The 25,239-nt window shown below is 41.8% G+C and carries 20 protein-coding genes and 1 other annotated feature; all 20 genes read left to right on the top strand.

The window, feature by feature from the left end; translation table 11 throughout:
- The first annotated feature begins 9 nt into the window (after nucleotides 1-9).
- The 20 genes from dapB (at nucleotide 10) to K1I56_RS00610 (ending at nucleotide 25,228) form a co-directional block, all read left to right on the top strand.
- Complete coding sequence (dapB, locus tag K1I56_RS00520; protein WP_049496226.1) at nucleotides 10-777, top strand: 4-hydroxy-tetrahydrodipicolinate reductase; 768 nt, start codon at nucleotides 10-12, stop codon at nucleotides 775-777.
- The gene (locus K1I56_RS00525; RefSeq protein ID WP_155198922.1) at nucleotides 774-1,985 is read left to right on the top strand and encodes a CCA tRNA nucleotidyltransferase; all 1,212 of its coding nucleotides are present in this window, start codon (nucleotides 774-776) and stop codon (nucleotides 1,983-1,985) included. The genes dapB and K1I56_RS00525 overlap by 4 nt, the downstream gene beginning before the upstream one ends.
- A complete protein-coding gene (locus K1I56_RS00530) occupies nucleotides 1,982-3,850 on the top strand; it encodes an ABC-F family ATP-binding cassette domain-containing protein (protein ID WP_223324673.1) in 1,869 nt (622 codons plus the stop codon). The genes K1I56_RS00525 and K1I56_RS00530 overlap by 4 nt, the downstream gene beginning before the upstream one ends.
- Before the next feature lie 9 nt (nucleotides 3,851-3,859).
- Nucleotides 3,860-4,378, top strand: a complete 519-nt coding sequence (locus tag K1I56_RS00535; RefSeq protein WP_049496218.1) for a hypothetical protein — start codon at nucleotides 3,860-3,862, stop codon at nucleotides 4,376-4,378.
- Between the two features lie 86 nt (nucleotides 4,379-4,464).
- Nucleotides 4,465-5,424: an ROK family glucokinase gene (locus tag K1I56_RS00540; protein ID WP_223324674.1), complete on the top strand. Its 960-nt coding sequence runs from the start codon at nucleotides 4,465-4,467 to the stop codon at nucleotides 5,422-5,424.
- A 90-nt stretch (nucleotides 5,425-5,514) separates the two neighbouring features.
- Nucleotides 5,515-6,354 carry a thymidylate synthase gene (locus tag K1I56_RS00545; protein WP_223324675.1) on the top strand — a complete coding sequence of 280 codons (840 nt, stop codon included), beginning with the start codon at nucleotides 5,515-5,517 and terminating at the stop codon, nucleotides 6,352-6,354.
- A 204-nt stretch (nucleotides 6,355-6,558) separates the two neighbouring features.
- Nucleotides 6,559-8,757, top strand: a complete 2,199-nt coding sequence (locus K1I56_RS10000) for a CshA/CshB family fibrillar adhesin-related protein (protein ID WP_411575278.1) — start codon at nucleotides 6,559-6,561, stop codon at nucleotides 8,755-8,757.
- A gap of 30 nt (nucleotides 8,758-8,787) precedes the next feature.
- Entirely contained in the window at nucleotides 8,788-15,225 is a 6,438-nt protein-coding gene (locus K1I56_RS00550) for an LPXTG cell wall anchor domain-containing protein (RefSeq protein WP_411575279.1), read from the top strand.
- A gap of 146 nt (nucleotides 15,226-15,371) precedes the next feature.
- Nucleotides 15,372-15,881, top strand: a complete 510-nt coding sequence (locus tag K1I56_RS00555; RefSeq protein ID WP_223324676.1) for a dihydrofolate reductase — start codon at nucleotides 15,372-15,374, stop codon at nucleotides 15,879-15,881.
- 208 nt (nucleotides 15,882-16,089) lie between these two features.
- Nucleotides 16,090-17,322, top strand: a complete 1,233-nt coding sequence (clpX, locus tag K1I56_RS00560; RefSeq protein WP_003001797.1) for an ATP-dependent Clp protease ATP-binding subunit ClpX — start codon at nucleotides 16,090-16,092, stop codon at nucleotides 17,320-17,322.
- Nucleotides 17,323-17,333: 11 nt separating this feature from the next.
- On the top strand, nucleotides 17,334-17,936 hold the full coding sequence (gene yihA, locus K1I56_RS00565; RefSeq protein WP_070662235.1) for a ribosome biogenesis GTP-binding protein YihA/YsxC: 603 nt from the start codon (nucleotides 17,334-17,336) through the stop codon (nucleotides 17,934-17,936).
- Nucleotides 17,937-18,085: 149 nt separating this feature from the next.
- Complete coding sequence (locus tag K1I56_RS00570) at nucleotides 18,086-18,790, top strand: glucosaminidase domain-containing protein (RefSeq protein ID WP_021153281.1); 705 nt, start codon at nucleotides 18,086-18,088, stop codon at nucleotides 18,788-18,790.
- A gap of 168 nt (nucleotides 18,791-18,958) precedes the next feature.
- On the top strand, nucleotides 18,959-19,756 hold the full coding sequence (locus K1I56_RS00575; RefSeq protein WP_049472301.1) for a formate/nitrite transporter family protein: 798 nt from the start codon (nucleotides 18,959-18,961) through the stop codon (nucleotides 19,754-19,756).
- A gap of 61 nt (nucleotides 19,757-19,817) precedes the next feature.
- Nucleotides 19,818-19,952 (top strand) — a sequence feature (ribosomal protein L10 leader region).
- A 38-nt stretch (nucleotides 19,953-19,990) separates the two neighbouring features.
- The gene (gene rplJ / locus K1I56_RS00580; protein ID WP_003001722.1) at nucleotides 19,991-20,491 is read left to right on the top strand and encodes a 50S ribosomal protein L10; all 501 of its coding nucleotides are present in this window, start codon (nucleotides 19,991-19,993) and stop codon (nucleotides 20,489-20,491) included.
- A 74-nt stretch (nucleotides 20,492-20,565) separates the two neighbouring features.
- A complete protein-coding gene (gene rplL, locus K1I56_RS00585; RefSeq protein WP_003016256.1) occupies nucleotides 20,566-20,934 on the top strand; it encodes a 50S ribosomal protein L7/L12 in 369 nt (122 codons plus the stop codon).
- Nucleotides 20,935-21,184: 250 nt separating this feature from the next.
- Nucleotides 21,185-21,628: a hypothetical protein gene (locus K1I56_RS00590; protein WP_223324677.1), complete on the top strand. Its 444-nt coding sequence runs from the start codon at nucleotides 21,185-21,187 to the stop codon at nucleotides 21,626-21,628.
- A gap of 147 nt (nucleotides 21,629-21,775) precedes the next feature.
- Nucleotides 21,776-22,228, top strand: coding sequence for a hypothetical protein (locus K1I56_RS00595; RefSeq protein WP_061455578.1), 453 nt, complete (start codon nucleotides 21,776-21,778; stop codon nucleotides 22,226-22,228).
- 108 nt (nucleotides 22,229-22,336) lie between these two features.
- Nucleotides 22,337-22,786 carry a hypothetical protein gene (locus K1I56_RS00600; protein ID WP_223324678.1) on the top strand — a complete coding sequence of 150 codons (450 nt, stop codon included), beginning with the start codon at nucleotides 22,337-22,339 and terminating at the stop codon, nucleotides 22,784-22,786.
- 105 nt (nucleotides 22,787-22,891) lie between these two features.
- Nucleotides 22,892-23,314, top strand: coding sequence for a hypothetical protein (locus tag K1I56_RS00605; protein WP_223324679.1), 423 nt, complete (start codon nucleotides 22,892-22,894; stop codon nucleotides 23,312-23,314).
- Nucleotides 23,315-23,491: 177 nt separating this feature from the next.
- Nucleotides 23,492-25,228, top strand: coding sequence for an ABC transporter ATP-binding protein (locus K1I56_RS00610; RefSeq protein ID WP_223324680.1), 1,737 nt, complete (start codon nucleotides 23,492-23,494; stop codon nucleotides 25,226-25,228).
- The last annotated feature ends 11 nt before the right edge of the window (nucleotides 25,229-25,239 follow it).

Consider the following 25,239-nt stretch of genomic DNA (forward strand, 5'->3'; position numbering starts at 1 on the left):
GAGAATTCTATGTCAATTAAAGTCATTATCGCAGGTTTCAAGGGAAGAATGGGACAAGCAGCCTACCAGATGGTTTCTGAAGATCCTGAGCTAGAATTAGCTGGCTTGATCGATCCGTTCACAGATGAGACTGACGTCGCAGGGGTCCCTATCTTTAACCGCAAAGAAGATGTCGTGGGTCTTGAAGCAGATGTTTGGGTGGACTTTACCATGCCAAAGGTTGCTTACGAGAATACTCGCTTTGCAATTGAAAATGGCTTTGCTCCTGTTGTGGGAACGACTGGCTTCACGCCTGAGCAGATCCAAGAATTGACAGACCTTTCGCGTGAAAAGGATTTGGGTGGCTTGATTGCTCCGAACTTTGCTATTGGAGCTGTGCTCTTGATGCAATTTGCAGCGCAAGCGGCCAAGTATTTCCCAAATGTGGAAATCATCGAATTGCACCATGATAAGAAGAAAGATGCACCGAGTGGAACAGCGATTAAGACAGCTGAGCTGATCTCTGAGAAGCGCGAAAAAATCCAGCAAGGTGCAGCAGATGAAGAAGAGTTGATGCCTGGAGCAAGAGGGGCAGATTTTGAAGGGATGCGCATCCATTCGGTTCGATTGCCTGGCCTAGTGGCTCACCAAGAGGTGATTTTTGGTAGCCAAGGCGAAGGCTTGACTCTCCGTCATGATTCTTATGATCGTGGTTCCTTCATGACAGGAGTAAATCTAGGGATTAAAGAAGTTGTCAAGCGTCATGAGCTTGTTTATGGTTTGGAACACTTACTATGAGATTAAAAAAGATGCCTTCTGAGTTTCAGGAGGCTTTACCAATATTAGAGAAGATTAAAGCAGCTGGTTTTGAGGCTTATTTTGTGGGAGGATCTGTCCGAGATGCTCTCCTGGATCGTCCGATTCACGATGTCGATATCGCTTCCTCCTCTTATCCAGAGGAAACAAAGGCGATTTTTGATCGAACAGTAGATATCGGTATCGAACACGGGACCGTCTTGGTTCTTGAAAATGGTCAAGAATATGAAATTACGACCTTCCGGACAGAGGATGTCTATGTCGATTATCGCCGTCCAAGCTCCGTGTCTTTTGTACGCTCGCTAGAAGAAGACCTCAAGCGTCGTGATTTTACGGTTAATGCCTTTGCCTTAAATGAAAAAGGAGAAATTGTTGACCTCTTTCATGGACTAGAAGATTTGGAAAACAAGGTCCTTCGGGCCGTTGGGCTTCCTCACGAACGGTTTAACGAAGATGCACTCCGGATCATGCGAGGCTTTCGTTTTCAAGCCAGTCTCGGCTTTGAATTAGATGAGGCAACCTTTGATGCTATGAAGGAGTGTGCTCCCTTACTAGAGAAGATTTCAGTAGAGCGTACCTTCATCGAGTTTGATAAACTCTTGCTTTCCCCATACTGGAGACAAGGCTTGGAGGCCATGCTAGCCAGTGGAGCCTATCACTATCTGCCAGAGATGAAGGATCGTAAAGAAGCGATCGAGCGTTTGTTTGACATAGAGTTGGAATATACCTTTTCAACTTCTGAGCAAGCCTGGGCTGCTTTGGTCTTAGCACTAGAGATTCAAGATATTCCAAAATTCTTTAAGAAATGGAAGACGTCTAGAGAGTTTGCCAAGACGGTGGAGCAGATCGTGGAGATTCTAAAGCTCCGAGGAAAAGGAAGTCTAGACAAGCGTGCCTGCTACAAGTATGAGAAGCCTTTGTTGCTACTAGCTGAAGAGCTCCGTGAAGCGTATGCCTTGAGTGTGGATTATTTGGCCATTGAGCGCGTTTATGATAGCTTGACCATTCATGATAAGCATGAAGTGGTGGTCAATGGTGGTATGCTGATCAAAGACTACGGCTTTCAACCAGGTCCAGCCTTGGGAGAGATTTTGACAAAAATTGAATATGCCATTGTCGATGGGAAACTGGCCAATGAGAAAGAGGCCATCATCGCCTATATCCAGCAAGCAAAAGAGGAGGAAAAATGAGCGATTTTATTGTCGATAAATTAACCAAATCTGTCGGAGATAAGACCGTCTTTCGTGAGATCTCCTTTATCATTCACGACTTGGATCGGATCGGATTGATCGGGGTCAATGGGACTGGAAAAACTACGCTGTTAGATGTGTTGTCGGGTCGCTCTGGCTTTGATGGAGATGTGAGTCCTTTTTCTGCCAAGAGTGATTATACAATTGGCTATTTGACGCAGGAACCAGACTTTGATGATCAAAAGACGGTTCTGGATACGGTGCTATCTAGCGATTTACGTGAAATGCAACTGATTCGAGATTATGAATTCTTGATGGCGGATTACCGAGAAGAGAACCAAGCACGTCTTGAAAAGGTCATGGCGGAGATGGATTCGCTCAATGCTTGGGAGATCGAGAGTCAGGTCAAGACAGTCCTTTCAAAACTTGGGATTGAAGACTTGAATGCCAAAGTTGGGGATCTATCTGGGGGCTTGCGTCGTCGGGTGCAATTGGCACAGGTTTTGCTATCTCACCACGATCTGCTCTTACTAGATGAGCCGACCAACCACCTAGACATTGATACAATCGAATGGTTGACCAATTTCTTGAAGAACTCTAAGAAAACCGTGCTCTTCATTACCCACGATCGCTATTTCTTGGATAATATCTCGACACGGATTTTTGAGTTGGATCGAGCTAGCTTGATCGAGTATCAGGGCAACTATCAGGATTATGTCCGCTTAAAGGCTGAGCAGGATGAGCGTGATGCGGCCCTTCTTCATAAGAAGCAGCAACTCTATAAGCAGGAGTTGACCTGGATGCGGCGTCAACCTCAGGCGCGTGCGACCAAGCAACAGGCGCGGATCAATCGATTCCATGATCTCAAGCAAGACTTGTCTGGTCAAAGCAACCAGACGGATTTGGAGATGAACTTTGAGACCAGCCGAATCGGAAAGAAAGTCATCGAGTTTAAAGATGTGAGTTTTGCTTTTGAAAACAAGCCGATTTTACAGGACTTTAACCTCTTGGTGCAAAACAAGGACCGCATCGGGATCGTTGGGGATAATGGCGTCGGCAAGTCCACCTTACTCAATCTGATCGCCGAGCGACTCCAGCCTCAGTCTGGGCAAGTCATCATCGGGGAAACCGTGCGCGTGGCTTATTTCTCACAACAGATTGATGGGTTGGATGAGAGTAAGCGCGTGATTAATTTTCTCCAGGAAGTTGCTGAGGAAGTCAAGACGACTGTCGGAACAACTTCGATCGCAGATCTCTTGGAGCAATTTCTCTTCCCACGTTCCATGCACGGAACCTTGATCGAAAAACTCTCCGGTGGTGAGAAGAAGCGCCTCTTTCTTTTAAAACTCTTGATTGAAAAACCCAATGTGCTTCTCCTCGATGAGCCAACCAATGACTTGGATATCGCTACCTTGACGGTTTTGGAAAACTTTCTTCAAAACTTTGGAGGGCCAGTCATTACCGTTAGCCATGATCGCTATTTCCTAGACAAGGTCGCAAGCAAGATCCTGGCTTTTGAAAATGGGGGCATTCGTGAGTTCTTTGGCAATTATACGGATTACCTGGATGAAAAAGCCTTTGAAGCAGCTCAAGTAACGGCCAGTCACAAGGTTGAAAAAGAGAAACCTGTTAAGCCAAAAGAAGAGAAGAAACGCATGAGCTACAAGGAGAAGCAGGAGTGGGCAAGCATTGAAGCAGATATCGAAGCCATTGAAAATCGGATTGCAGAGATTGAAGTGGAGATGAATGAAAACGGCTCTGACTTTGGCAAATTGTCAGCTCTTCAAAAGGAATTGGATCAGGAAAATGAGCGACTACTTGAGAAGTACGATCGCTATGAATATCTGAGCGAATTAGATGAATAAGGAGGCCCTATGAATCAATTGAACCGGATATCCCTTGGGATTTCAGCCACTATTTTTACCATTATCGGTATCGTCTTGTTTATCAATCCAATTGAGCACATTGGCTCGTTTAGCTGGTTGATATCTTGTGGCTTCTTTTTAATCTCCCTTTCGCGTTTTTCACGCTATTACCGATTGCGTCAGGCTGGTATCATTCAGCAGCAACAGCTCTTTCACAGTATGGTCGCCTTGGTTTTTGCGGTCTATTTACTGCTCTATGGCTACAAGACCTTGCCGATTGTCTTTCCAGTTACCTTAGGAATTTGGCTGATCTATCGTTCGATTTTAAACTTCCGAAAAGCCAATTTCTACTCGAGGAATGTTGAGGAACTGTCCAAGCGTTATATTTTCTTTGCCTTGCTACAGCTCTTCATCGGCTTATTCTTAATCGTTAGTCCACTCTCGATAAGTGTCTTTCTGTTAAATATTATTGGCTTGATTTTCCTCATTCTAGGATTTCAATCCTTTAGTCTCTTGTTAAAAAGTTAAGAAAAGTTACGTGCAAACCTTTGCGTTTGATAAAAAGTCTGATATAATAGATCTGTAAGTGTTTACAAGTTTGAAAGGAGTTACAGATGTCTAAAAAAATTATTGGGATTGACCTTGGGGGAACTTCAATTAAGTTTGCCATCCTTACTTTGGATGGGGAAGTTCAAGAAAAATGGTCTATTAAAACAAATATCTTGGATGAAGGTAGCCATATCGTAGATGATATGATCGAATCCATCGCGCATCGTTTGAAAATGCTTGAACTTGATGCTTCTGAGTTCCAAGGAATTGGAATGGGTTCACCTGGTGTCGTTGACCGTGAAAAAGGTACAGTTATCGGTGCCTACAACTTGAACTGGAAGATCCTTCAACCAGTCAAAGAAAAGATCGAAACTGCCCTTCATATTCCATTCTTTATCGATAATGATGCCAACGTTGCTGCTTTGGGTGAACGTTGGAAAGGGGCTGGTGAAAACCAACCAGATGTTGTCTTCATGACCCTTGGTACAGGTGTCGGCGGTGGGATCGTCGCTGAAGGTCGTCTCTTGCACGGTGTACGTGGAGCTGCTGGTGAGCTTGGTCACATCACTGTTGACTTTGATGATCCAATCCAATGTACCTGTGGTAAAAAAGGCTGTCTTGAAACGGTTGCCTCAGCAACTGGTATCGTCAATTTGACTCGTCGTTATTCCGATGAGTACGAAGGGGACTCTCAATTGAAAGTCTTGATTGACAACGGAGAAGAAGTAACGGCTAAAACGGTCTTTGACCTGGCAAAAGAAGGCGATGCTCTTGCTTTGATCGTCTACAAGAACTTCTCACGTTACCTTGGACTTGCTGTTGCCAACATCGGTTCAACCTTGAACCCATCTAAGATTGTTATCGGTGGTGGGGTTTCCGCTGCTGGAGACTTCCTCTTGGACGGCGTGCGCAAGGTCTTTGAAGAAAACTCATTCCCACAAGTACGTGAATCTACTCAATTGGCGCTTGCTACTTTGGGAAATGACGCCGGTGTTATCGGTGCTGCATCCCTTGTATTACAATAAGATGAAAAGGAGATCTGGCTCGTGCTAGGATCTCCTTTTTTTCTGTGTCCTGTGATATAATGAAGACAAAACTGGATTCAAGGAGAGTATATGACAAAAGCAGATACAATTTTTAAAGAAAACATTCGAAAAATCATGGAAGAAGGGGTCTGGTCAGAGCAGGCGCGTCCTAAGTATAAGGATGGTAGAACGGCCAACTCCAAGTACATCACGGGAGCCTTTATGGAGTTCGACCTCTCAAAAGGCGAGTTTCCTATCACGACCCTTCGTCCCATCGCGATTAAATCAGCCATCAAAGAGATGCTCTGGATCTACCAGGATCAGTCGAATAGCTTAGACCTGTTAGAAGATAAATACAATGTCCACTACTGGAATGACTGGGAAGTAGGGAATAGTCGTACCATCGGACAGCGCTATGGTGCTGTGGTCAAAAAGCATGACATTACCAATAAAATCCTCAAACAATTAGAAGCCAATCCTTGGAATCGCCGCAACATCATCTCGCTCTGGGATTATGATGCCTTTGAGGAGACCGACGGACTCTTACCATGTGCTTTTCAGACCATGTTTGACGTGCGTCGGGTTGATAAAGAGATTTATCTAGATGCGACCCTGACCCAGCGTTCAAATGATATGTTGGTAGCCCACCATATCAATGCCATGCAATATGTAGCTCTTCAGATGATGATTGCCAAGCATTTTGGCTGGAAGGTCGGAAAGTTCTTTTACTTTATTAATAACCTTCATATTTATGATAATCAATTTGAACAGGCTGAAGAATTACTTCGTCGGGAGCCTTCAGATTGTCAGCCACACTTGGTTTTGAATGTACCAGATGGAACCAATTTCTTTGACATCAAACCAGAAGATTTTGAACTGGTCGATTACGATCCAGTGAAGCCACAATTGAAGTTTGATCTTGCCATTTAGTAATAAATCAAGGTTTTTTGATGCCTTGATCAATTGGTAAAATCCTTTTGAAATTAAAACAATTTTAGCTAAAAATTTTTACTCATTTTTGAGTCAAAATGTTTTGAAAATCGTTCGGGTTTTGTTAAAATAGATAAGGTTTGGAAAAAACTAGACAATTTTAAAAAGAATGTTAATTTATAGATAAAAATGGAGGTCCATTAGATGGGGAAAGACTTATTTAATGATCGTATTAGCAGATTCTCAATTCGTAAATTGAATGTGGGTGTTTGCTCAGTACTGTTGGGAACACTTGTCATGGTTGGGACAGCCGCAAGTGCAGCCGCTGAAGAAAAGACAGATACGACAAGTGAAAGTGTAGCAGCAGTTGCAACAGCGTCAGAAGCGCCCGCAACTTCAACAGCTACTTCAGCAGCATCAACCGCTGCAACAACTAGTACAGCAGCTACAACTTATGATGCAAACGCAGCAATCACTGCACCAGAGACTTCAACTGCTGCAGCAACATCAACAGCACCTGCTTCAACTAGTGAAGCAAGTAGCACAAGCACAGCAGCATCCGCTGCCTCAACTGCACCAGCAACATCAACTGCACCAAGCCTAGAAGCGGCTACGCCAGAAAACAAGGCGCCAGAAGCAGCTTCAACAACTGCAGATAAAAAAGAAGCAACAACTCTTTCATCTGGACAAGGTGTAACAACTAACAATACAGTAGCAACAGAAGAGACAGCCCAAACTTCTGGTAAAAAACGTAGTCGTCGTGCTGTCGGTGACGCAAATGATCCAAACTTGATTGGGGATGATGTTGTCGATGCAACTTCAACTCCAAAGGTAGAAAAACCAGGCTTTACAACAAATATCAAAGCTGCAGACTTGGCCAGCCAAATTTCTTGGTTAGACTTTGGCGATACAGCCAACTGGTCAGGGGCTACGACAACGTCAGATGGCAAACTTGCACTTCAAGTTGGTGCTACATATACTAAAGAAATTATGCCGGGCTATGTGGTAACCATCAAGGTTAAGTCTTTGAAACCCTTCCAAGCGACAGAAATCTACAAAAAGCGGTTAGAAGAACGAGGAGCTACAGAAGCTGAAAAAGCTACCTATGACCCCAATGCTAGAAATGGTTATGTGAATGGGAGTTCTGATAGGACTACCAAAGCTGCATTTGCTGCTGGTGAGGAAGCCAAAGTTATTGCTGAAGCTCAAAATCGCTGGACAGAAGTACGAACAGAAGGCATCAATACTGGTACTAAAAAAACAACCATCAGTTCCGACTTGAACGGCGGTAATATTGGGGTTCAGTTTGAAGTCTCCGCTACTTTCCGCGGGAAAGTAGTCAGACCAGCCGTTGTCATGGCAGATGGCGAGTCCGCTAACCCAGGTGAATTGGTACTGTTCACCACCAACGGAGAAGGATGGCAACACATTGGTGAATGGTATAAGAATGGTGATAAGTCAACTAGAACTTATGCCCCACAAGATCTTACTTATTTTTTTGACCCAGCGAATAATTTTAGTTATCATAAACCAGTTCCGGTTGAAGGAATTGAAATTCGAAATTGGAATACACAACAACTTCGTGATTCCACGCAAGCGGGACCAGACAAAAAAGCAGTTGCCTGGAAGTATTTCCAAAGTGCTGATCAAACAACTAGTGGACTTGGAACTGGTGTCTTTGGACCAAACGTATCGGCTAGTAAATTTGCTGTTCCTCTTGTTATGACAAAGGGGGCTTCTGAGATTGGTCTTTACATTGCTTCAGGTGGTAAACAGTCAGCTATGTTGGGCTTCTTCCCGCTTGATGAAGGGGATGCACCAGCTTCTTATGGGAAGGCTACCCACTCTATCGCAACGGTTGATGGGATAACAGGTAAAAAAGTCAACCAACCATATCTTGGTCACTTGAGTCCCGATATGGATGAAAACAATACCCTTGATTGGACGGGTGATGACAAGGCGACCACTGCGGATGAAGGCATCGACCAATTGCTTCCAGATGATCTTAAAGGAAAAACCAATGAGTTGATCAAGATGGATCGTACAAGACCAGGAAATTATACGATTACTGTTGAAGCTCATACAGACGGGGCGCCTCAAGCCAATATTTATGGTTGGGTTGACTTTAACCAAAACGGTACCTTTGATGAAGACGAACGCTCTGATTTAGCAACCATTACCCAAGATGGAACGGCTACGTTAAGATTTACAAAGAGTAAAACCTATATTGATCCTAGCGTCAATGAATTAGGTGTTCGTGTCCGGATTGCTAAGGATGCTGATCAAATTGAAAGCCCGACAGGAATGGCCTTCTCAGGGGAAGTGGAGGACTTTAAGACTCAAATCACCCACCCACCAAAAGGGGAATTTAAAGAAACAACTGGCCTTCAAGGTGCGAAGTAAACTGCAACTGTAGCCTTTACCGCTCGTGGTTTGCAAGGCTATAGCCTAACTGAGCCAGCAAAAATTGATGAAACAGTAGCTCCACAAATGATAGATAACCGTACAGGGCAAGTCGTTACACCTGGCGCAGATGGCTACTATGCTGTAGCTGGTCAAGGGAAGTACAAGATCACTCCAAACGGAACTTCTGTGGATGTTGAGTTCATTCCTGAAGATCACTTCCTTGGAACAGCTGACGGTATCTCTATCCGTCGTACAGACAGCAATGGCTACGATACGGGTTGGTCAACAAAATTCCCAGCTGATGAAGCCAATGTCGATACTGTTTTGAATACTATGGATGGTCTTTATATCCCAACTGTTACACCAACGGAAATTGAAGGGGTTGATAATACTTCAACTGATGTCCAAGGTGCGACTCAAACTGGTACACCAACCTTTAACACAACTACAACGAATGCTAATGGCGAAAAGATCTCTGTCACTCCAAGCTTGGAATACCCTGCTAAATTGGTGGACCCAGCGACTGGTCAAGTAACCAATGCAACCTCTGTAACAGTAGCAGGTGAAGGAACTTACAGCATTGACGATGCAACTGGTAAAGTAACCTTTGTTCCAGAACCAGGATTCACAGGTACAGCTCAAGGTGTTACCGTATCAGTAACAGCACCTGTCGGAAAAGATAAAGACGGTACCGTCCGTGATGAATACCTTAAGACAGCAACCGCTAAGTACACTCCAACTGTAACTCCAATTACCATCACTCCAACAGACAAAGTTTCTGCTGATGTTCAAAACGTTCCTCAAACCCAAACACCAACCTTTGATTTGAGTAATGATAAGACTGCTGAAATCACTAACAAGAAATTGGTGGATCCAGCAACTGGTCAACCAACTGATGAAACAACAGTGACAGTAGCAGGAGAAGGTAGCTATACAATCGACCCAACGACTGGAGCAGTAACATTTACGCCAGAAAAAGACTTTGTCGGTACTGCAAAAGGAGTAACTGTTCAGGCAACTGCTACTATTACAAATGCTAATGGTAAGACTGCAACCATTACTTCAGATGCGACCTACACACCAACTGTTGTGCCAGCAGTTCCAACTGCAAACCCTGCAACTTCTAAAGATGTTCAAGGGGCAACTCAAACCGGTACACCAACCTTTGCAGGAACAACTGTTCAAGTAAACGGTGAAGATAAAGCTATTACCATTAAAGACAATAGCTACACATTGCTAGATAAAGATGGTAACGAAGTTTCAACGACACCAGCTTATGCCGCTGATGGTACAACTGAAATTGGTACTTACTCAATTGATTCAGCCACTGGTCAAGTAACCTTTACTCCATCAGACAAGTCATACACTGGTGCAGTGACACCAGCCAAGGTTCAAGCTGAAAGTTCTAACGGTATCAAGGTAGATACAACCTACACACCTGAAATCGTTCCTGTCACACCGACAGCAACTCCAGCTGAAACAGAAGATATTCAAGGTGCTACACAAACTGGTAAACCTGAATTCAAGGGTGGAACAGTAACTGTTGATGGTGTTGAGAAAACTGTAGCTATCAATGAAGCCGTTCCAGCAACCTTCGATGATGGTTCAACAACCAAGACTGTTGACGGTGTGGGTACTTACACAGTAGCTGCAGATGGAACCGTAACCTTCGTTCCTGAAAAAACATTCATCGGTACAGCGCCAGCTGTAACTGTTGTTCGTGAAGACATGAATGGAACTAAGGCTTCAGCGACCTACACACCAACTGTAACTCCAGTAACGCCAACTGCAGCCCCAGCTGAATCAACAGGTGTTCAAGGTGCGACACAAACTGGTAAACCTGTATTCACTGAAGGCAACAGCCGTGTACCAATGAACGATGATGTTGCTGCAACATTTGATGATGGCTCAACTACTAAGACAGTAGATGGCGTTGGTACTTACACAGTAGCAGCAGACGGTACTGTTACATTTGTTCCAGACCCAAGCTTTACTGGTACTGCACCAGCAGTTACAGTCGTTCGTGAAGACATGAACGGAAGCAAAGCTTCTGCAACTTACACACCAACTGTAAATCCAGTCACTCTTACTCCAACAAATAAAGTTTCTGAAGACATTCAAAATGTTCCTCAAACAGAAACTCCTACATTTGCATTGAGTGATGATGAAACTGCTCAAATTACAAGTAAGAAATTGATTGACCCTGCAACAGGTCAACCAACCGATGAAACCACTGTAACAGTAGCAGGTGAAGGAACTTACACAATCGATCCTACTACAGGAGCAGTAACCTTTACTCCTGAAAAAGACTTTGTCGGAACTGCAACTGGCGTGAAAGTCCAAGCAACTGCGACGATTACCAATGCAGACGGTAAGACTTCAACCATCACTTCAGATGCAAGTTACACACCAACAGTTGTAGCAGCTGTTCCAACAGCTAATCCAGCTACATCTAAAGATATCCAAGGTGCGACACAAACTGGAACACCAACCTTTGCAGGAAAAACTGTTCAAGTCAACGGTGAAGATAAAGCGATCACGATTAAAGATAACAGCTACACGCTTTTGGATAAGGATGGTAATGAAGTATCAAGCACACCAGCTTATGCTGCTGATGGAACAACTGAAATCGGTACTTACTCAATTGATCCAGCAACTGGACAAGTAACCTTCACACCAACTGACAAATCTTATACTGGTAAAGTAACGCCTGTTAAGGTTCAAGCTGAAAGCTCAAACGGTATCAAGGTAGATACAACCTACACACCTGAAATTGTTCCAGTAACTCCAACAGCTACACCAGCTGAAACAACAGATATTCAAGGTGCTACACAAACTGGTAAACCTGAATTCAAGGGTGGAACCGTAACAGTTGATGGCGTTGAGAAAACAGTAGAAATCAATGAAGATGTTCCAGCAACATTTGATGATGGTTCAACTACCAAGACTGTTGACGGCGTTGGTACTTATACAGTAGCAGCAGACGGAACAGTTACATTTGTACCAGAAAAATCATTTGTTGGTACTGCACCAGCGGTAACAGTTGTGCGCGAAGATAAGAACGGAACCAAAGCTTCTGCAACCTACACACCAACTGTAACTCCAGTAACACCAACTGCGAAACCAGCTGAAACAACTGATATCCAAGGTGCTACACAAACAGGGAAACCTGTATTTACTGAAGGCGACAGCCGTGTGCCAATGAACAATGATGTTCCAGCAACATTTGATGATGGTTCAACTACCAAGACAGTTGACGGCGTTGGTACATACACAGTAGCAACAGACGGAACAGTGACATTCGTACCTGAGAAATCATTTACTGGTACTGCTCCAGCAGTGACGGTTGTTCGTGAAGATAAGAACGGAACAAAAGCTTCTGCAACTTACACACCAACTGTAACTCCAGTAACACCTACTGCGACACCAGTTGAAACAACTGGTAAACAGGGTCAAACTCAAACAGGTAAGCCTGAATTTACTGAAGGCAACAGCCGTGTGCCAATGAACGATGATGTTCCAGCAACCTTCGATGATGGATCAACAACTAAGACAGTAGAAGGCGTTGGTACATACACAGTAGCAACAGACGGAACTGTAACCTTTGTCCCTGAAAAATCATTCACAGGTAAAGCACCAGCCGTAACGGTTGTTCGTGAAGATAAGAACGGAACTAAAGCTTCTGCAACGTATACACCAACTGTAACTCCAGTAACTCCAACAGCAACACCAGCTGAATCTACTGGACCTCAAGGTCTTGTTCAAACTGGAACTGTAACCTTTACTGAAGGTGATGAAGTAGCTCCAATTAATAAGGATTCGATTACTCTTCTTGATGAAAATGGTCAACCAGCAGCATCAGTAGAAGCTAAATCACCAGCAGGTGATGTAATCGGTACATACACAGTTGATAAAGATACAGGTGTAGTTACTTTCACACCGACAGATAAATCTTATTCAGGTGATGTTGTCCCAGTTAAGGTTCAAGCAGCTGATACAAATGGAACTACAGTAGAAACAACTTATACACCGAAGATTACTCCAGTTGTCCCAACTTCTGAAGATGCTACATCGACAGATATTCAAGGTCAAACACAATCTGGTAAACCAACCTTCACAGAAGGTAATCCAAATGTTCCAATCGATGAAGATACTCCAGCGACCTTCGAAGATGGATCAACCACTAAGACAGTAGATGGTGAAGGAACTTACACTGTTTCTCCAGATGGAACCGTAACCTTCGTACCAGAAAAATCATTCACTGGAACTGCTACAGGCGTAACAGTGAAACGCGTGGACAAGAACGGTACTGAAATCACAGCGAAGTACACTCCAACTGTGACACCAGTAACTCCAACGGCTACTCCAGCTGAATCAACAGATATCCAAGGTGCAACTCAAACTGGTAAACCTAAATTCACCGAAGGTGACAGCCGTGTACCTATGAACGATGATGTTCCAGCAACCTTCGATGATGGATCAACTACGAAGACTGTAGATGGTGTTGGTACTTACACAGTAGCAGCAGACGGAACTGTAACCTTTGTTCCTGAGAAATCATTTACTGGAACTGCTCCAGCGGTAACAGTTGTGCGTGAAGACATGAACGGAACCAAAGCTTCTGCAACTTACACACCAACCGTAACACCAGTTACACCAACTGCAGAAGATACAACATCTACTGACAAACAAGGTCAAACGCAAACAGGTACACCAACCTTCACACCAGGCAATCCAAATGTTCCAATGGATGATGATGTTCCAGCAACCTTTGAAGATGGATCAACTACGAAGACCATTCCAGGCGAAGGAACTTACACAGTTGCTCCAGACGGAACTGTAACCTTTGTACCAGAGAAATCATTCACAGGTACAGGTACAGGCGTAACAGTGAAACGTGTTGATAAGAACGGTACTCCAGTTACTGCAACTTACACACCAACTGTAACACCAGTTACCCCAACTGCTGAGCCAGCAACATCTACAGACATCCAAGGTAAGACACAAACAGGCAAACCAACATTCACACCAGGTAACCCAGATGTACCGATGGATGATGATGTGCCAGCAACATTTGAAGATGGTTCAACAACTAAGACTATTCCAGGTGAAGGAACATACACAGTAGCTCCAGATGGAACAGTTACCTTCGTACCAGAAAAATCATTCACAGGAACAGGAACAGGCGTGACTGTTAAACGTGTTGACAAGAACGGTACACCAGTTACAGCTAAGTACACACCAACTGTAACTCCGGTAACACCAACAGCAGAACCAGCAACATCAACAGATATTCAAGGGCAAACACAAACAGGCAAACCAAGCTTCACGCCTGGTAACCCAGATGTACCAATGGATGATGATACACCTGCAACCTTTGAAGATGGTTCAACAACTAAGACTATTCCAGGTGAAGGAACATACACAGTAGCTCCAGATGGAACAGTTACCTTCGTACCAGAAAAATCATTCACAGGAACCGGTACAGGCGTAACAGTGAAACGTGTTGATAAGAACGGTACACCAATTACCGCTACTTACACACCAACTGTAACACCAGTTACACCAACTGCAGAACCAGCTACTTCAATTGGTAAGAAGGGTGCCACTCAAACAGGCAAACCAACCTTCACAGAAGGCGATAGCCGTGTACCAATGAATGACGGAGTTCCAGCAACCTTTGAAGATGGTTCAACTACGAAGACAATTCCAGGTGTTGGTACATACACAGTAGCAGCAGATGGAACTGTAACCTTCACACCAGAACCTGAATTCACTGGAACAGCACCAGCTGTAACAGTGGTTCGTGAAGATGTGAACGGAACAAAAGCTTCTGCAACTTACACACCAACTGTCCTTCCAATCACTAAGTTTGTTGATAAAGAAGGTAAGGAAATCCCAGGATATCCTGCAGTTGATGGAGAAGAGCCAAAAGCTGAAATTCCAGGTTACCGCTTTGTGGAAACGAAGAAATTGCCTAATGGTGATACTGAACACGTCTATGAAAAAGTGACGACTTCATATGTAGACGAAAATGGGGACCCAATCCCAGGTAACCCAACAGAAGATGGGGAACAACCGAAGAAAGATATCCCAGGTTATGACTTCGTGAAGACTGTTGTAGATAAAGATGGAAACATTCAACATATCTACAAGAAGACTGTGACACCAACTCCAATGCCGGATCCAACTCCGACACCAGAGCCACAGCCACAGCCAACTCCACAACCGCAACCAACACCAGAACCACAACCACAACCTACTCCACAACCAAAACCAGAAGAACCAACGATTCCTGTCGTTCCAGAAATGAAAGAAGAAGTGAAGTATATCGATCCACAAAATCCTACTGCACAACTTCCAAACACAGGAACAAAAGAATCTTCTACTGCTGGTCTTGCAATCTTTAGTGCTTTAGCAGGTCTCTCATTATTCGGATTTGCAAAACGCAAAAAAGAAGACTAAGCTAACTTGTGGCTAAGAAAAACCGCGAAAATCTCGCGGTTTTTTCTGTTTGTTTTTGAAAAAATATCCTCCAAACTAGATAGTTGAAATCAGTCTTTTATAAGAAAATTTGATAAAATAGAAGTATCAGTGTAAAGGATGAGAGAATGAAAAAGATAATTGGTATCTGGGCGCAAACTGAAAATGGCATTATTGGAAAGGACCAAGTCATGCCTTGGCATCTGCCAGCGGAGCTTCAGCATTTCAAAGAAACAACCATGGGGCAAGCGATTCTCATGGGAAGAGTGACCTTTGATGGAATGAAAAAGCGGGTTTTACCAGGTCGGACTAGCATTATCTTAACGCAAGATCAAGCCTATGATCCTGAAAATGATGCTGTACTCGTCATGCACAGCAAGGAAGAAGTCTTGGAGTGGTATCAGAACCAAGAGAAGAATCTTTATATTATTGGGGGTAGTCAGATTTTAAGGCTCTTCTCTGACCAGTTAGAAGAATTGATCCAGACCATGATTCATGTAACGATTGATGGAGATACATTGGCACCAAAATTTGAAGAGAACCGCTATGAAAGAGTCCGTCAAGTCCATCATCCGAAAGATGAGAAGAATCCATATGATTTTACGGTCAACTATTATAAGAGAAAGGATTTAGACTAATGGAGCGAAGTGTCTTTGGTTTTTTTACAGCTGTCTTATGCGTCATCTGTTTGATTTGCGCCTTACAAACCTTTCGTAAAAAACGGTTTGGCCTCGCTATTTTATTCTTACTAAATGCTTTTACCAATCTTGTGAATTCCATTCACGCCTTTTACACGACCTTATTTTAAACTAAATAGAAACAGAAAATGACAGAAAGAGGAAATACATGCCAACGAATCAAAATAATGATATGATGGTTTATTGTTCATTTTGCGGAAAGAGTCAAGATGAAGTCCAAAAAATCATTGCAGGAAACAACGCGTTTATCTGTAATGAATGTGTAGAGTTAGCACAAGAAATTATCCGTGAGGAGCTAGCAGAAGAAGTTCTTGCAGACCTTAGCGAAGTTCCAAAACCGATCGAATTGCTCAATATCTTGAACCACTATGTGATCGGTCAAGATCGTGCTAAACGTGCCCTTGCTGTAGCGGTATACAACCACTACAAACGTATCAACTTCCACGATACGCGTGAAGATGAGACAGATGTTGAATTGCAAAAATCAAACATCCTCATGATTGGCCCTACTGGTTCAGGTAAGACTTTCTTGGCCCAAACCTTAGCACGTAGCTTGAATGTCCCATTTGCCATTGCAGATGCAACTGCTTTGACTGAAGCTGGATATGTAGGAGAAGACGTTGAAAACATTCTCTTGAAGCTTCTTCAGGCAGCTGATTTCAATATTGAACGTGCTGAACGAGGCATTATCTATGTCGATGAAATCGATAAGATCGCTAAGAAAAGTGAAAACGTCTCTATCACACGTGACGTTTCTGGTGAAGGAGTGCAACAAGCCCTTTTGAAGATTATCGAAGGAACTGTTGCTAGTGTCCCACCTCAAGGGGGACGCAAACACCCACAACAAGAGATGATCCAAGTGGATACCAAGAATATTCTCTTCATCGTAGGTGGTGCTTTTGACGGGATCGAAGAAATTGTTAAGCAACGTCTCGGTGAAAAAGTCATCGGTTTCGGTAAGAACAATAAAGCCATTGATGAATCAAGCTCTTACATGCAAGAAATCGTGGCAGAAGATATTCAAAAATTCGGGATTATCCCAGAATTGATCGGACGTCTTCCAGTCTTTGCTGCTCTTGAGCAATTGACAGTTGACGATCTTGTCCGTATTCTAAAAGAGCCACGCAATGCCTTGGTAAAACAATACCAAACCTTGCTTTCTTATGATAATGTTGAATTGGAATTCGATGATGAAGCCCTTCAAGAGATTGCTAATAAAGCCATCGAAAGAAAAACAGGAGCTCGTGGACTTCGTTCGATTATCGAAGAAACGATGATGGATGTCATGTTTGAAATCCCAAGTCAAGAAGATGTCAAACTTGTTCGAATCACAAAAGAAGCTGTAGACGGAACTGAAAAACCAATTCTTGAAACAGCCTAGAAAGATAAAATATGGAAATTAACACACATAATGCGGATATCCTCTTAAGCGCTGCAAATAAGAGTCATTATCCTCAAGATGAGATTCCAGAAGTTGCACTTGCCGGTCGATCCAATGTCGGCAAGTCTTCTTTTATTAATACTCTCTTAAATCGAAAGAACCTGGCCAGAACATCTGGGAAACCAGGAAAAACCCAATTGCTCAATTTCTTCAATATCGATGATAAACTCCGTTTGGTAGACGTACCTGGTTATGGCTATGCACGAGTCTCGAAAAAAGAGCGCGAGAAGTGGGGGCGGATGATCGAAGAATACCTTACTAGTCGTGAGAACTTAAAAGCAGTCGTTAGCCTAGTCGATTTTCGTCATGAACCTTCTGCAGATGATGTTCAGATGTATGAGTTCTTAAAATATTATGAGATTCCTGTGATCTTAGTTGCTACCAAGGCAGATAAGATTCCGCGTGGAAAATGGAATAAACATGAATCGATTATCAAGAAAAAACTAGATTTTGATCCAGCTGACACCTTTATTGTCTTTTCTTCGGTCACCAAAGAAGGACTAGAGAAGTCATGGGATGCTATTTTAGAAAATGCGTTTTACGAAATAAATTGAAATGACATGAAAATGTCATTTTTGTTTTGGATTTATCTCGCAATTGTAATACAAGTGTAATATAAGTGCCTTTGTTTTCTTCTATTTATATGGTATAATCTCTATAAAGATAAAAGATGATAAAAAATTAATTGGAGATAAATTGTATTATGAAAAAGAAAATACGGAATAAAACGAAATTATTTGGTTTGTTCGTTTCTGTATTAGCAGTGGGGACATTTGCTGCTGCTATGAGCGAGCACGTCACATCAGTTGGTGCTAATGATGGAACTTACCAAGCTTATTCAGACCCTACTGAAGCTTTCATCTCACAAATTGGTGAGTCAGCTCGTCAGCTCGGTCAAGAGAATGACCTTTATGCTTCCGTTATGATCGCACAAGCCATTCTTGAAAGTGGATCAGGTCAGTCTGGCTTGTCTTCTTATCCGCATTACAACCTTTTCGGGATAAAAGGAAGTTATGCTGGTCAATCTGCAGTAATGCAAACTTGGGAAGATGATGGTGCTGGAAATGCCTATACGATTAATGACGCATTTCGTTCTTACCCATCTTACTATGAATCATTGCAAGACTATGTAGCTGTTTTGAAACAAGGACATTTTGCAGGTGCATGGAAGAGCAACACCTCTAGTTACCAAGATGCAACAGCAGCTTTGACAGGTGTTTATGCGACAGACACAAGCTACTATGCAAAACTTAATAACATCATTGAAACTTATAATTTGACTCAATACGATTCACCAAATGTTCAAGGTGGTATTACAGGTTCCGTATACAATCCATATCGCCAACAGTTCACTTCACAAGAAATCTTGAATTTGGATATCGCTTGGGCGAACCGTTTAAATTATTAAAACTAAAGCAGGCAGATGCCTGTTTTTTTGTTGTTTTTTTAGCAAATAGTGTTGTTCGATATAAAACGTATATGGTGAAAGTTTAAGATTTCTTCCTGAAAACCTTTTCAAACTTTTCTCTCTATGATATAATGATTTTGTTCACAAACATTATATAAGGAGAATAGTATGTCTGAATCTAATTTTATTCAAAAGGTTGGAGCGGCGTGTAATAAGAAGGAAGATCTCTATCAGAAATCTAAAACGCGCTATGCAGTCCGTTCTATTTTTGCTGGAGGATTTCTTACTTTAAGTACGGCGGTCGGAGCAGTTGCAGCTGACTTATTAAATACCTTTGTACCTGGATCTGGTCGTTTTCTATTTCCATTCATCTTTGCCTGGGGTTTGGTATACCTCTTATTCTTAAATGCGGAATTAACCACCTCAAATATGATGTATTTGACGGCGGGGACCTATCTAAAGAAAATTAATTGGAAGAAAGCGCTGGAAATTCTTCTTTATTGTACCTTCTTTAATTTAATTGGTGCTTTAATCGTCGCTTTTCTTTTCAATCAAACCACAGCCTTTGCTCATATCGATCCAAAAGGATTCCTAGCTACGGTGGCAGAAAATAAACTCCAACGAAGCAATCAAGTGGTTTTCTTTGAAGGGGTTATTGCCAATATCTTTGTAAATATTGCTATTCTTTCTTATTTATATTTCAAAGATGAAACAGCCAAGGTGCTCTTAGCCCTCTCTGCTATTTATATGTTTGTCTTTATGACCAATGAACACTTGGCTGCAAACTTTGCTTCCTTCTCATTATTGAGCTTTAATTCAGTTTCTAGCCAATTGCCACATTTTGAGTTTTTAAATATTTTACGTCACTATAGCGTAACCTTCTTTGCCAACTGGGTAGGAGGAGGAGTCCTAATGGGACTAGCCTATGCTTGGTTGAATAATATCAAGAGTCTTTACAACGACTAAAAAATATAAAAAAAGTTTGCAAAAGTACTTGCATTCTTTTTTTATATGTGATAAACTAATTAACGGTTTGAAAAAACTGCCTAAGACAGTAGGGGAGCTCGACTCATAAAAATCCTACCGAGGACAAAACGTATCAATTAAAAGAAGCGTATTGTACTTTCGTGTCTAGGTTTGGGCGCGTTTTTCTTTTTGAAAAATTCCCCAAGCAAAATAATTACGGAGGTGAACACACTAATGAGTGAAGCAATTATTGCTAAAAAAGCGGAACTTGTTGACGTGGTAGCTGAAAAAATGAAAGCTGCTGCATCAATCGTCGTTGTAGATTCTCGCGGTTTGACAGTTGAGCAAGATACAGTTCTCCGTCGCAACCTTCGCGGAAGCGAAGTTGAGTTTAAAGTTATCAAAAACTCAATCTTGCGTCGTGCAGCTGAAAAAGCTGGTCTTGAAGATCTTGCATCTGTATTCGTTGGACCTTCTGCAGTAGCATTTTCTAACGAAGATGTTATCGCACCTGCGAAAATCTTGAACGATTTTGCAAAAGACGCTGAAGCACTTGAAATCAAAGGTGGTGCAATCGAAGGCGCTGTCGCATCTAAAGAAGAGATTCTTGCACTTGCAACTCTTCCAAACCGCGAAGGACTTCTTTCTATGCTCCTTTCTGTACTTCAAGCGCCAGTGCGCAACGTTGCTCTTGCAGTCAAAGCGGTTGCAGACAACAAAGAAGACGCAGCTTAATCTTAAGCTACGCAGCGTAGCCTAGCTACAAAAAAATAAAACATAAAATTAAAACTTATTTGGAGGAAATAACAATGGCATTGAACATTGAAAACATTATTGCTGAAATTAAAGAAGCTTCAATCCTTGAATTGAACGACCTTGTAAAAGCTATCGAAGAAGAATTTGGTGTAACTGCAGCTGCTCCTGTAGCTGTTGCTGCAGCTGGTGCTGCTGACGCTGGTGCTGCTAAAGATTCATTCGATATCGAATTGACATCTGCAGGCGACAAGAAAGTCGGCGTTATCAAAGTTGTACGTGAAATCACTGGTCTTGGTCTTAAAGAAGCTAAAGAACTTGTTGATGGTGCACCTGGCGTTATCAAAGAAGGTGTTGCTACAGCTGAAGCTGAAGAAATCAAAGCTAAATTGGAAGAAGCTGGAGCTTCAGTTACTCTTAAATAATAGAGTTTCCAATCAAAATCAAAACCGAGGTTTAGGCCTCGGTTTTTTTTGTCGTTGAAAATAATGATAATAGAATGTGAATAGAGGGCTTTTATAAAGCTAACATGTGTAGCTCTCTTTATTTTCTCTAAACCTACTAAATAGTGCAGTTTTAATGATGTTACAATGATTTTACATTTGCTATATTCCCTTGAGATGTTGCTAATTTGTTGCTATAATGGCTATAAATCATATCATAATGGAGAAGATGATGAAAAATTTTAAACGTCTTTTGTTAGCTGTTGTAGCTGTCTTTGCAGCCGTCCTTTTGGTAGCCTGTGGCGCTAAAAGCGATAATGGGACTTACGTGTTTGAGCCTACTAAAGATGAAATCAAAGAAATTATGCCAAGTGAATTTCAATCTTTGATAGGTGATAATTACTCATTCACTATTTCTATTACAATTAAGGATAAGAAAGGTGAGATGAAAGTAGACACGAATGCAGGTGGTCAAAATGTTAATCAAGTGATTGAGTTGGAAGTAGACCAAAAAGCTAAAACTCTTGTCTCAGAAAATGAGTATGGGAAAGCGGAAATTACTTATCAAGTTTCAGGAAATGTGTTAACGATTAAGGATGTGAAGAATTCGTTAATGGGTGACACAGACATGTTTAATAACTATATGAAAATTGCTAAGTTCAAAAAGGTTAAATAATCCATCAGGGCGGGATTTATATCCTGCCTTTTTATTTTTCTTTGTTTATGAAAGAAATATTACAAGAATATGACATTTATAATCTTTCATTGCAGTGCATTGAAATTGTTGTTATAATAGGTTTAATCTAACTAAAAAGGAGAAGTTATGAAAAACTTTAAACGTATTCTTTTGGCTGTAGTAGCTGTTTTTGCAGTAGTTCTTTTGGTGGGATGTGGTGCCAAAAGTGATAATGGGACTTATGTCTATAAACCTACAAAATCTGAAGTGAAGGAGATCCTTGAAGAACAAGGTGCTCCAAGTTCAAGCGTAGATGCATTGATCGACAATGTTAAATTGGAAGTTTCAGTAACCATTAAAGACAAAAAAGGTAGCCTTAAAATTAAAGGTGAAATGATGGGACAAAAAACAGACCAATCATTTGATATGAAAGTTGACCAACAAAAGAAAACTCTTCAATCAAAAACAGGTGAAGGTGAAAAGGTTAAATACAAAGTTTCTGGCGATGTATTCACTTTTGATTTATCTGGAGAGGAAAGTTCAGATCACGCAGCAGCTTTGGAAATGTTCAAAAACGCTAAATTCAAGCGCACAAAATAATACAAGAGAAGGGCAGAGAGTATCTGCTCTTTTTCTTCTTTATAATATCTTGAATAGGTATTAAAATAATGGTAAAATCTGATTATAAAGTACATTAGGAGATGAATTATGAAAAATATTAAACGTATTCTTTTAGCTTTCGTTGCAGTTTTTGCAGCAGTCCTCTTGGTGGCATGTGGTGCCAAAAGTGATAATGGGACTTATGTCTACAAACCATCAAAAACTGAACTCAAGAAAATTCTTGAGGAGCAAGGCTTATCAGGTAGTCAATTAGAGTCTATTGGAGACGTTATTAATTTTGAAGTTTCTATTAAGATCAAAGATTCAAAAGGAACCTTCAGCATCGCGGGTGAAGTCGCTGGTCAAAAGAATGAGCGATCTTATGAAGTCAAAATCGATCAAAAAGAGAAAACAATTGCATCAAAAGATGGTAGTGGAGAAAAAATTACATACAAGGTCGATGGTGACTATTTGACATTTGATCTTTCTAAGTTAAGTAATAGCAACCAAGGGGATCTTATGATTCTCAAAAACGCTAAACTCAAGCGCACAAAATAAAGCGACTGAAGAGCGGGGAAACCTGCTTTTTTTCTTTTTAGAATATCTTGAATTAGTATTAAAATAATGGTAAAATCTGATTATAAAGTAATTAGGAGATTGATTATGAAAAATATTAAACGACTTGTTTTAGGTTTTGTTGCTATTTTTGCAGTTTTTCTGTTAGTAGCTTGCGGTGCCAAAAGTGATAACGGGACCTACAAAATGGAAACGAATATTAATCAGTTATTGGGACAAGATTCTGAATCTGAAGTGTTGAAAGATGCGAAAGTTACCATTGAATTGACTATTAAAGATTCAAAAGGGGAATTAAAAATTATTCAGAAGGTAGCTGGTAATGAAGTACCAATAAAATTAGATTTAAAAGTTGATCAAAAGGAAAAATCATTAAAACGTTCTTATGGTGATATGGAGTTGAAATACAACATCAAAGGTGATGAATTGACATTTGATTTATCTAAATTAAGTTCTAGCGACCAAGCGAACCTTCTTATTCTTAAAAATGCAAAACTCAAGCGCACAAAATAAAGCGACTGAAGAGCGGGGAAACCTGCTCTTTTGCTTTACTTTCATGGCTGGTTTGGTATAATGAATGAGACTACAGATGGGACTGGGGCAGGAATGATTTTCTTTGAAAATGATTTCGTCTCGCTCCCTCTTTTCTGTGTGATCAAGGAAATTATTTATGGAAAAGGAGAATCATCTATGCAATATATTTGGTCTTACTTGAAAAAGTATCCCAAGTGGCTAGCCCTGAATCTATTTTCGGCCGTCCTTTTTGTCATTGTCAATTTAGGTTTGCCAACGATTTTGGCTCGCATGATTGATGAGGGGATTAACCCACGTGATGTGGATAGGCTTTATTTCTGGGGCTGGGTCATGTTTGCGATTATTTTGCTAGGGATTGTGGGTCGAATTATCTTATCTTACGCGGTTGGCCAGCTAACGACGACCATGGTGCGCGATATGCGCAATGACCTCTATGCCAAGTTACAGGAGTACTCGCATCGTGAGTATGAGCAAATTGGGGTATCGTCATTGGTCACTCGCTTGACTTCGGACGCATTTGTTTTGATGCAGTTTGCGGATTCTATGTTGAAGATGGGCGTCATCACACCCTTGATGATGGTTTCCAGCGTTCTCTTGATTCTGACAACCAGTCCTTCTCTAGCATGGATTGTAGCAGTATCTGTACCCTTTCTTGCCGTCGTTGTCTGGTATGTAGCAGTCAAGACACGTCCACTTTCTGAGAAGCAACAAAAGACCCTTGACCATCTCAATCAGTTTGCGCGTGAAAATTTGACAGGTCTCCGAGTGATTCGTGCCTTTGCCCGCGAAGAATTCCAAGAGGATAAATTTGCAGCTGAAAATGAAGTCTATGCGGAAAACTCGAATAAATTGTTCAAACTAACTGGTTTGACAGAACCCCTGTTTGTGCAGATCATCATTGCGATGATTGTAGCGATTGTCTGGTTTGCCTTGGATCCTCTTCATGACGGTAGTTTGAAAATTGGAGATTTGGTTGCCTTTATTGAGTATAGCTTCCACGCGCTCTTATCTTTCCTCTTTTTAGCCAATCTCTTTACTATGTATCCTCGGACTGCGGTTTCTAGCCGTCGACTCAAGGAAATCATGGACATGCCCATTTCGATTGATCCGAATGAGAATGGTGTCACAGAGACAGCATCTCGTGGCTATTTGGAATTTGACAATGTCACCTTTGCTTATCCAGGTGAGACGGAGAGTCCAGTTCTTCACAACATTTCCTTTCAGGCCAAACCTGGTGAAACAATTGCCTTTATCGGCTCGACGGGTTCTGGGAAATCTTCGCTAGTACAGTTAATTCCTCGATTCTATGATGTCACCCTAGGGAAAATTTTGGTCGATGGTGTGGATGTTCGCGACTACAATCTGAAAGCCCTTCGCCAAAAGATTGGTTTTATTCCACAAAAGGCCTTGCTCTTTACAGGAACCATTGCTGAAAACCTTCGTTATGGGAAAGAAGATGCATCTGTCGAAGAATTAGAACAAGCGGCTGATATTTCCCAAGCCAAGGAATTTATCGACAGCCGTGAGGAACGCTTCGACACGCATTTAGCAGAAGGTGGTAGCAACCTTTCGGGTGGTCAAAAACAACGCTTATCCATCGCTCGTGCTGTTGTCAAAGATCCAGATGTCTTTATTTTTGATGATTCCTTCTCTGCCCTAGACTACAAGACGGATGCCACTTTGCGGAAGCGTCTCAAAGAAGTTACAGGAGATGCGACCGTCTTGATCGTAGCGCAACGTGTGGGAACCATTATGGATGCGGATCAAATTATTGTCTTGGACCAAGGGGAGATCGTCGGTCGAGGAACCCACGATGAATTGATGAAAAGCAATGAGATCTATCGTGAAATTGCCAATTCGCAGCTCGATAGTCCATCATTAACAGAGGAATAGAAAGGAGAAGC

The sequence above is a fragment of the Streptococcus parasanguinis genome (assembly GCF_019929185.1).
GTDB classification, from domain to species: domain Bacteria; phylum Bacillota; class Bacilli; order Lactobacillales; family Streptococcaceae; genus Streptococcus; species Streptococcus parasanguinis_O.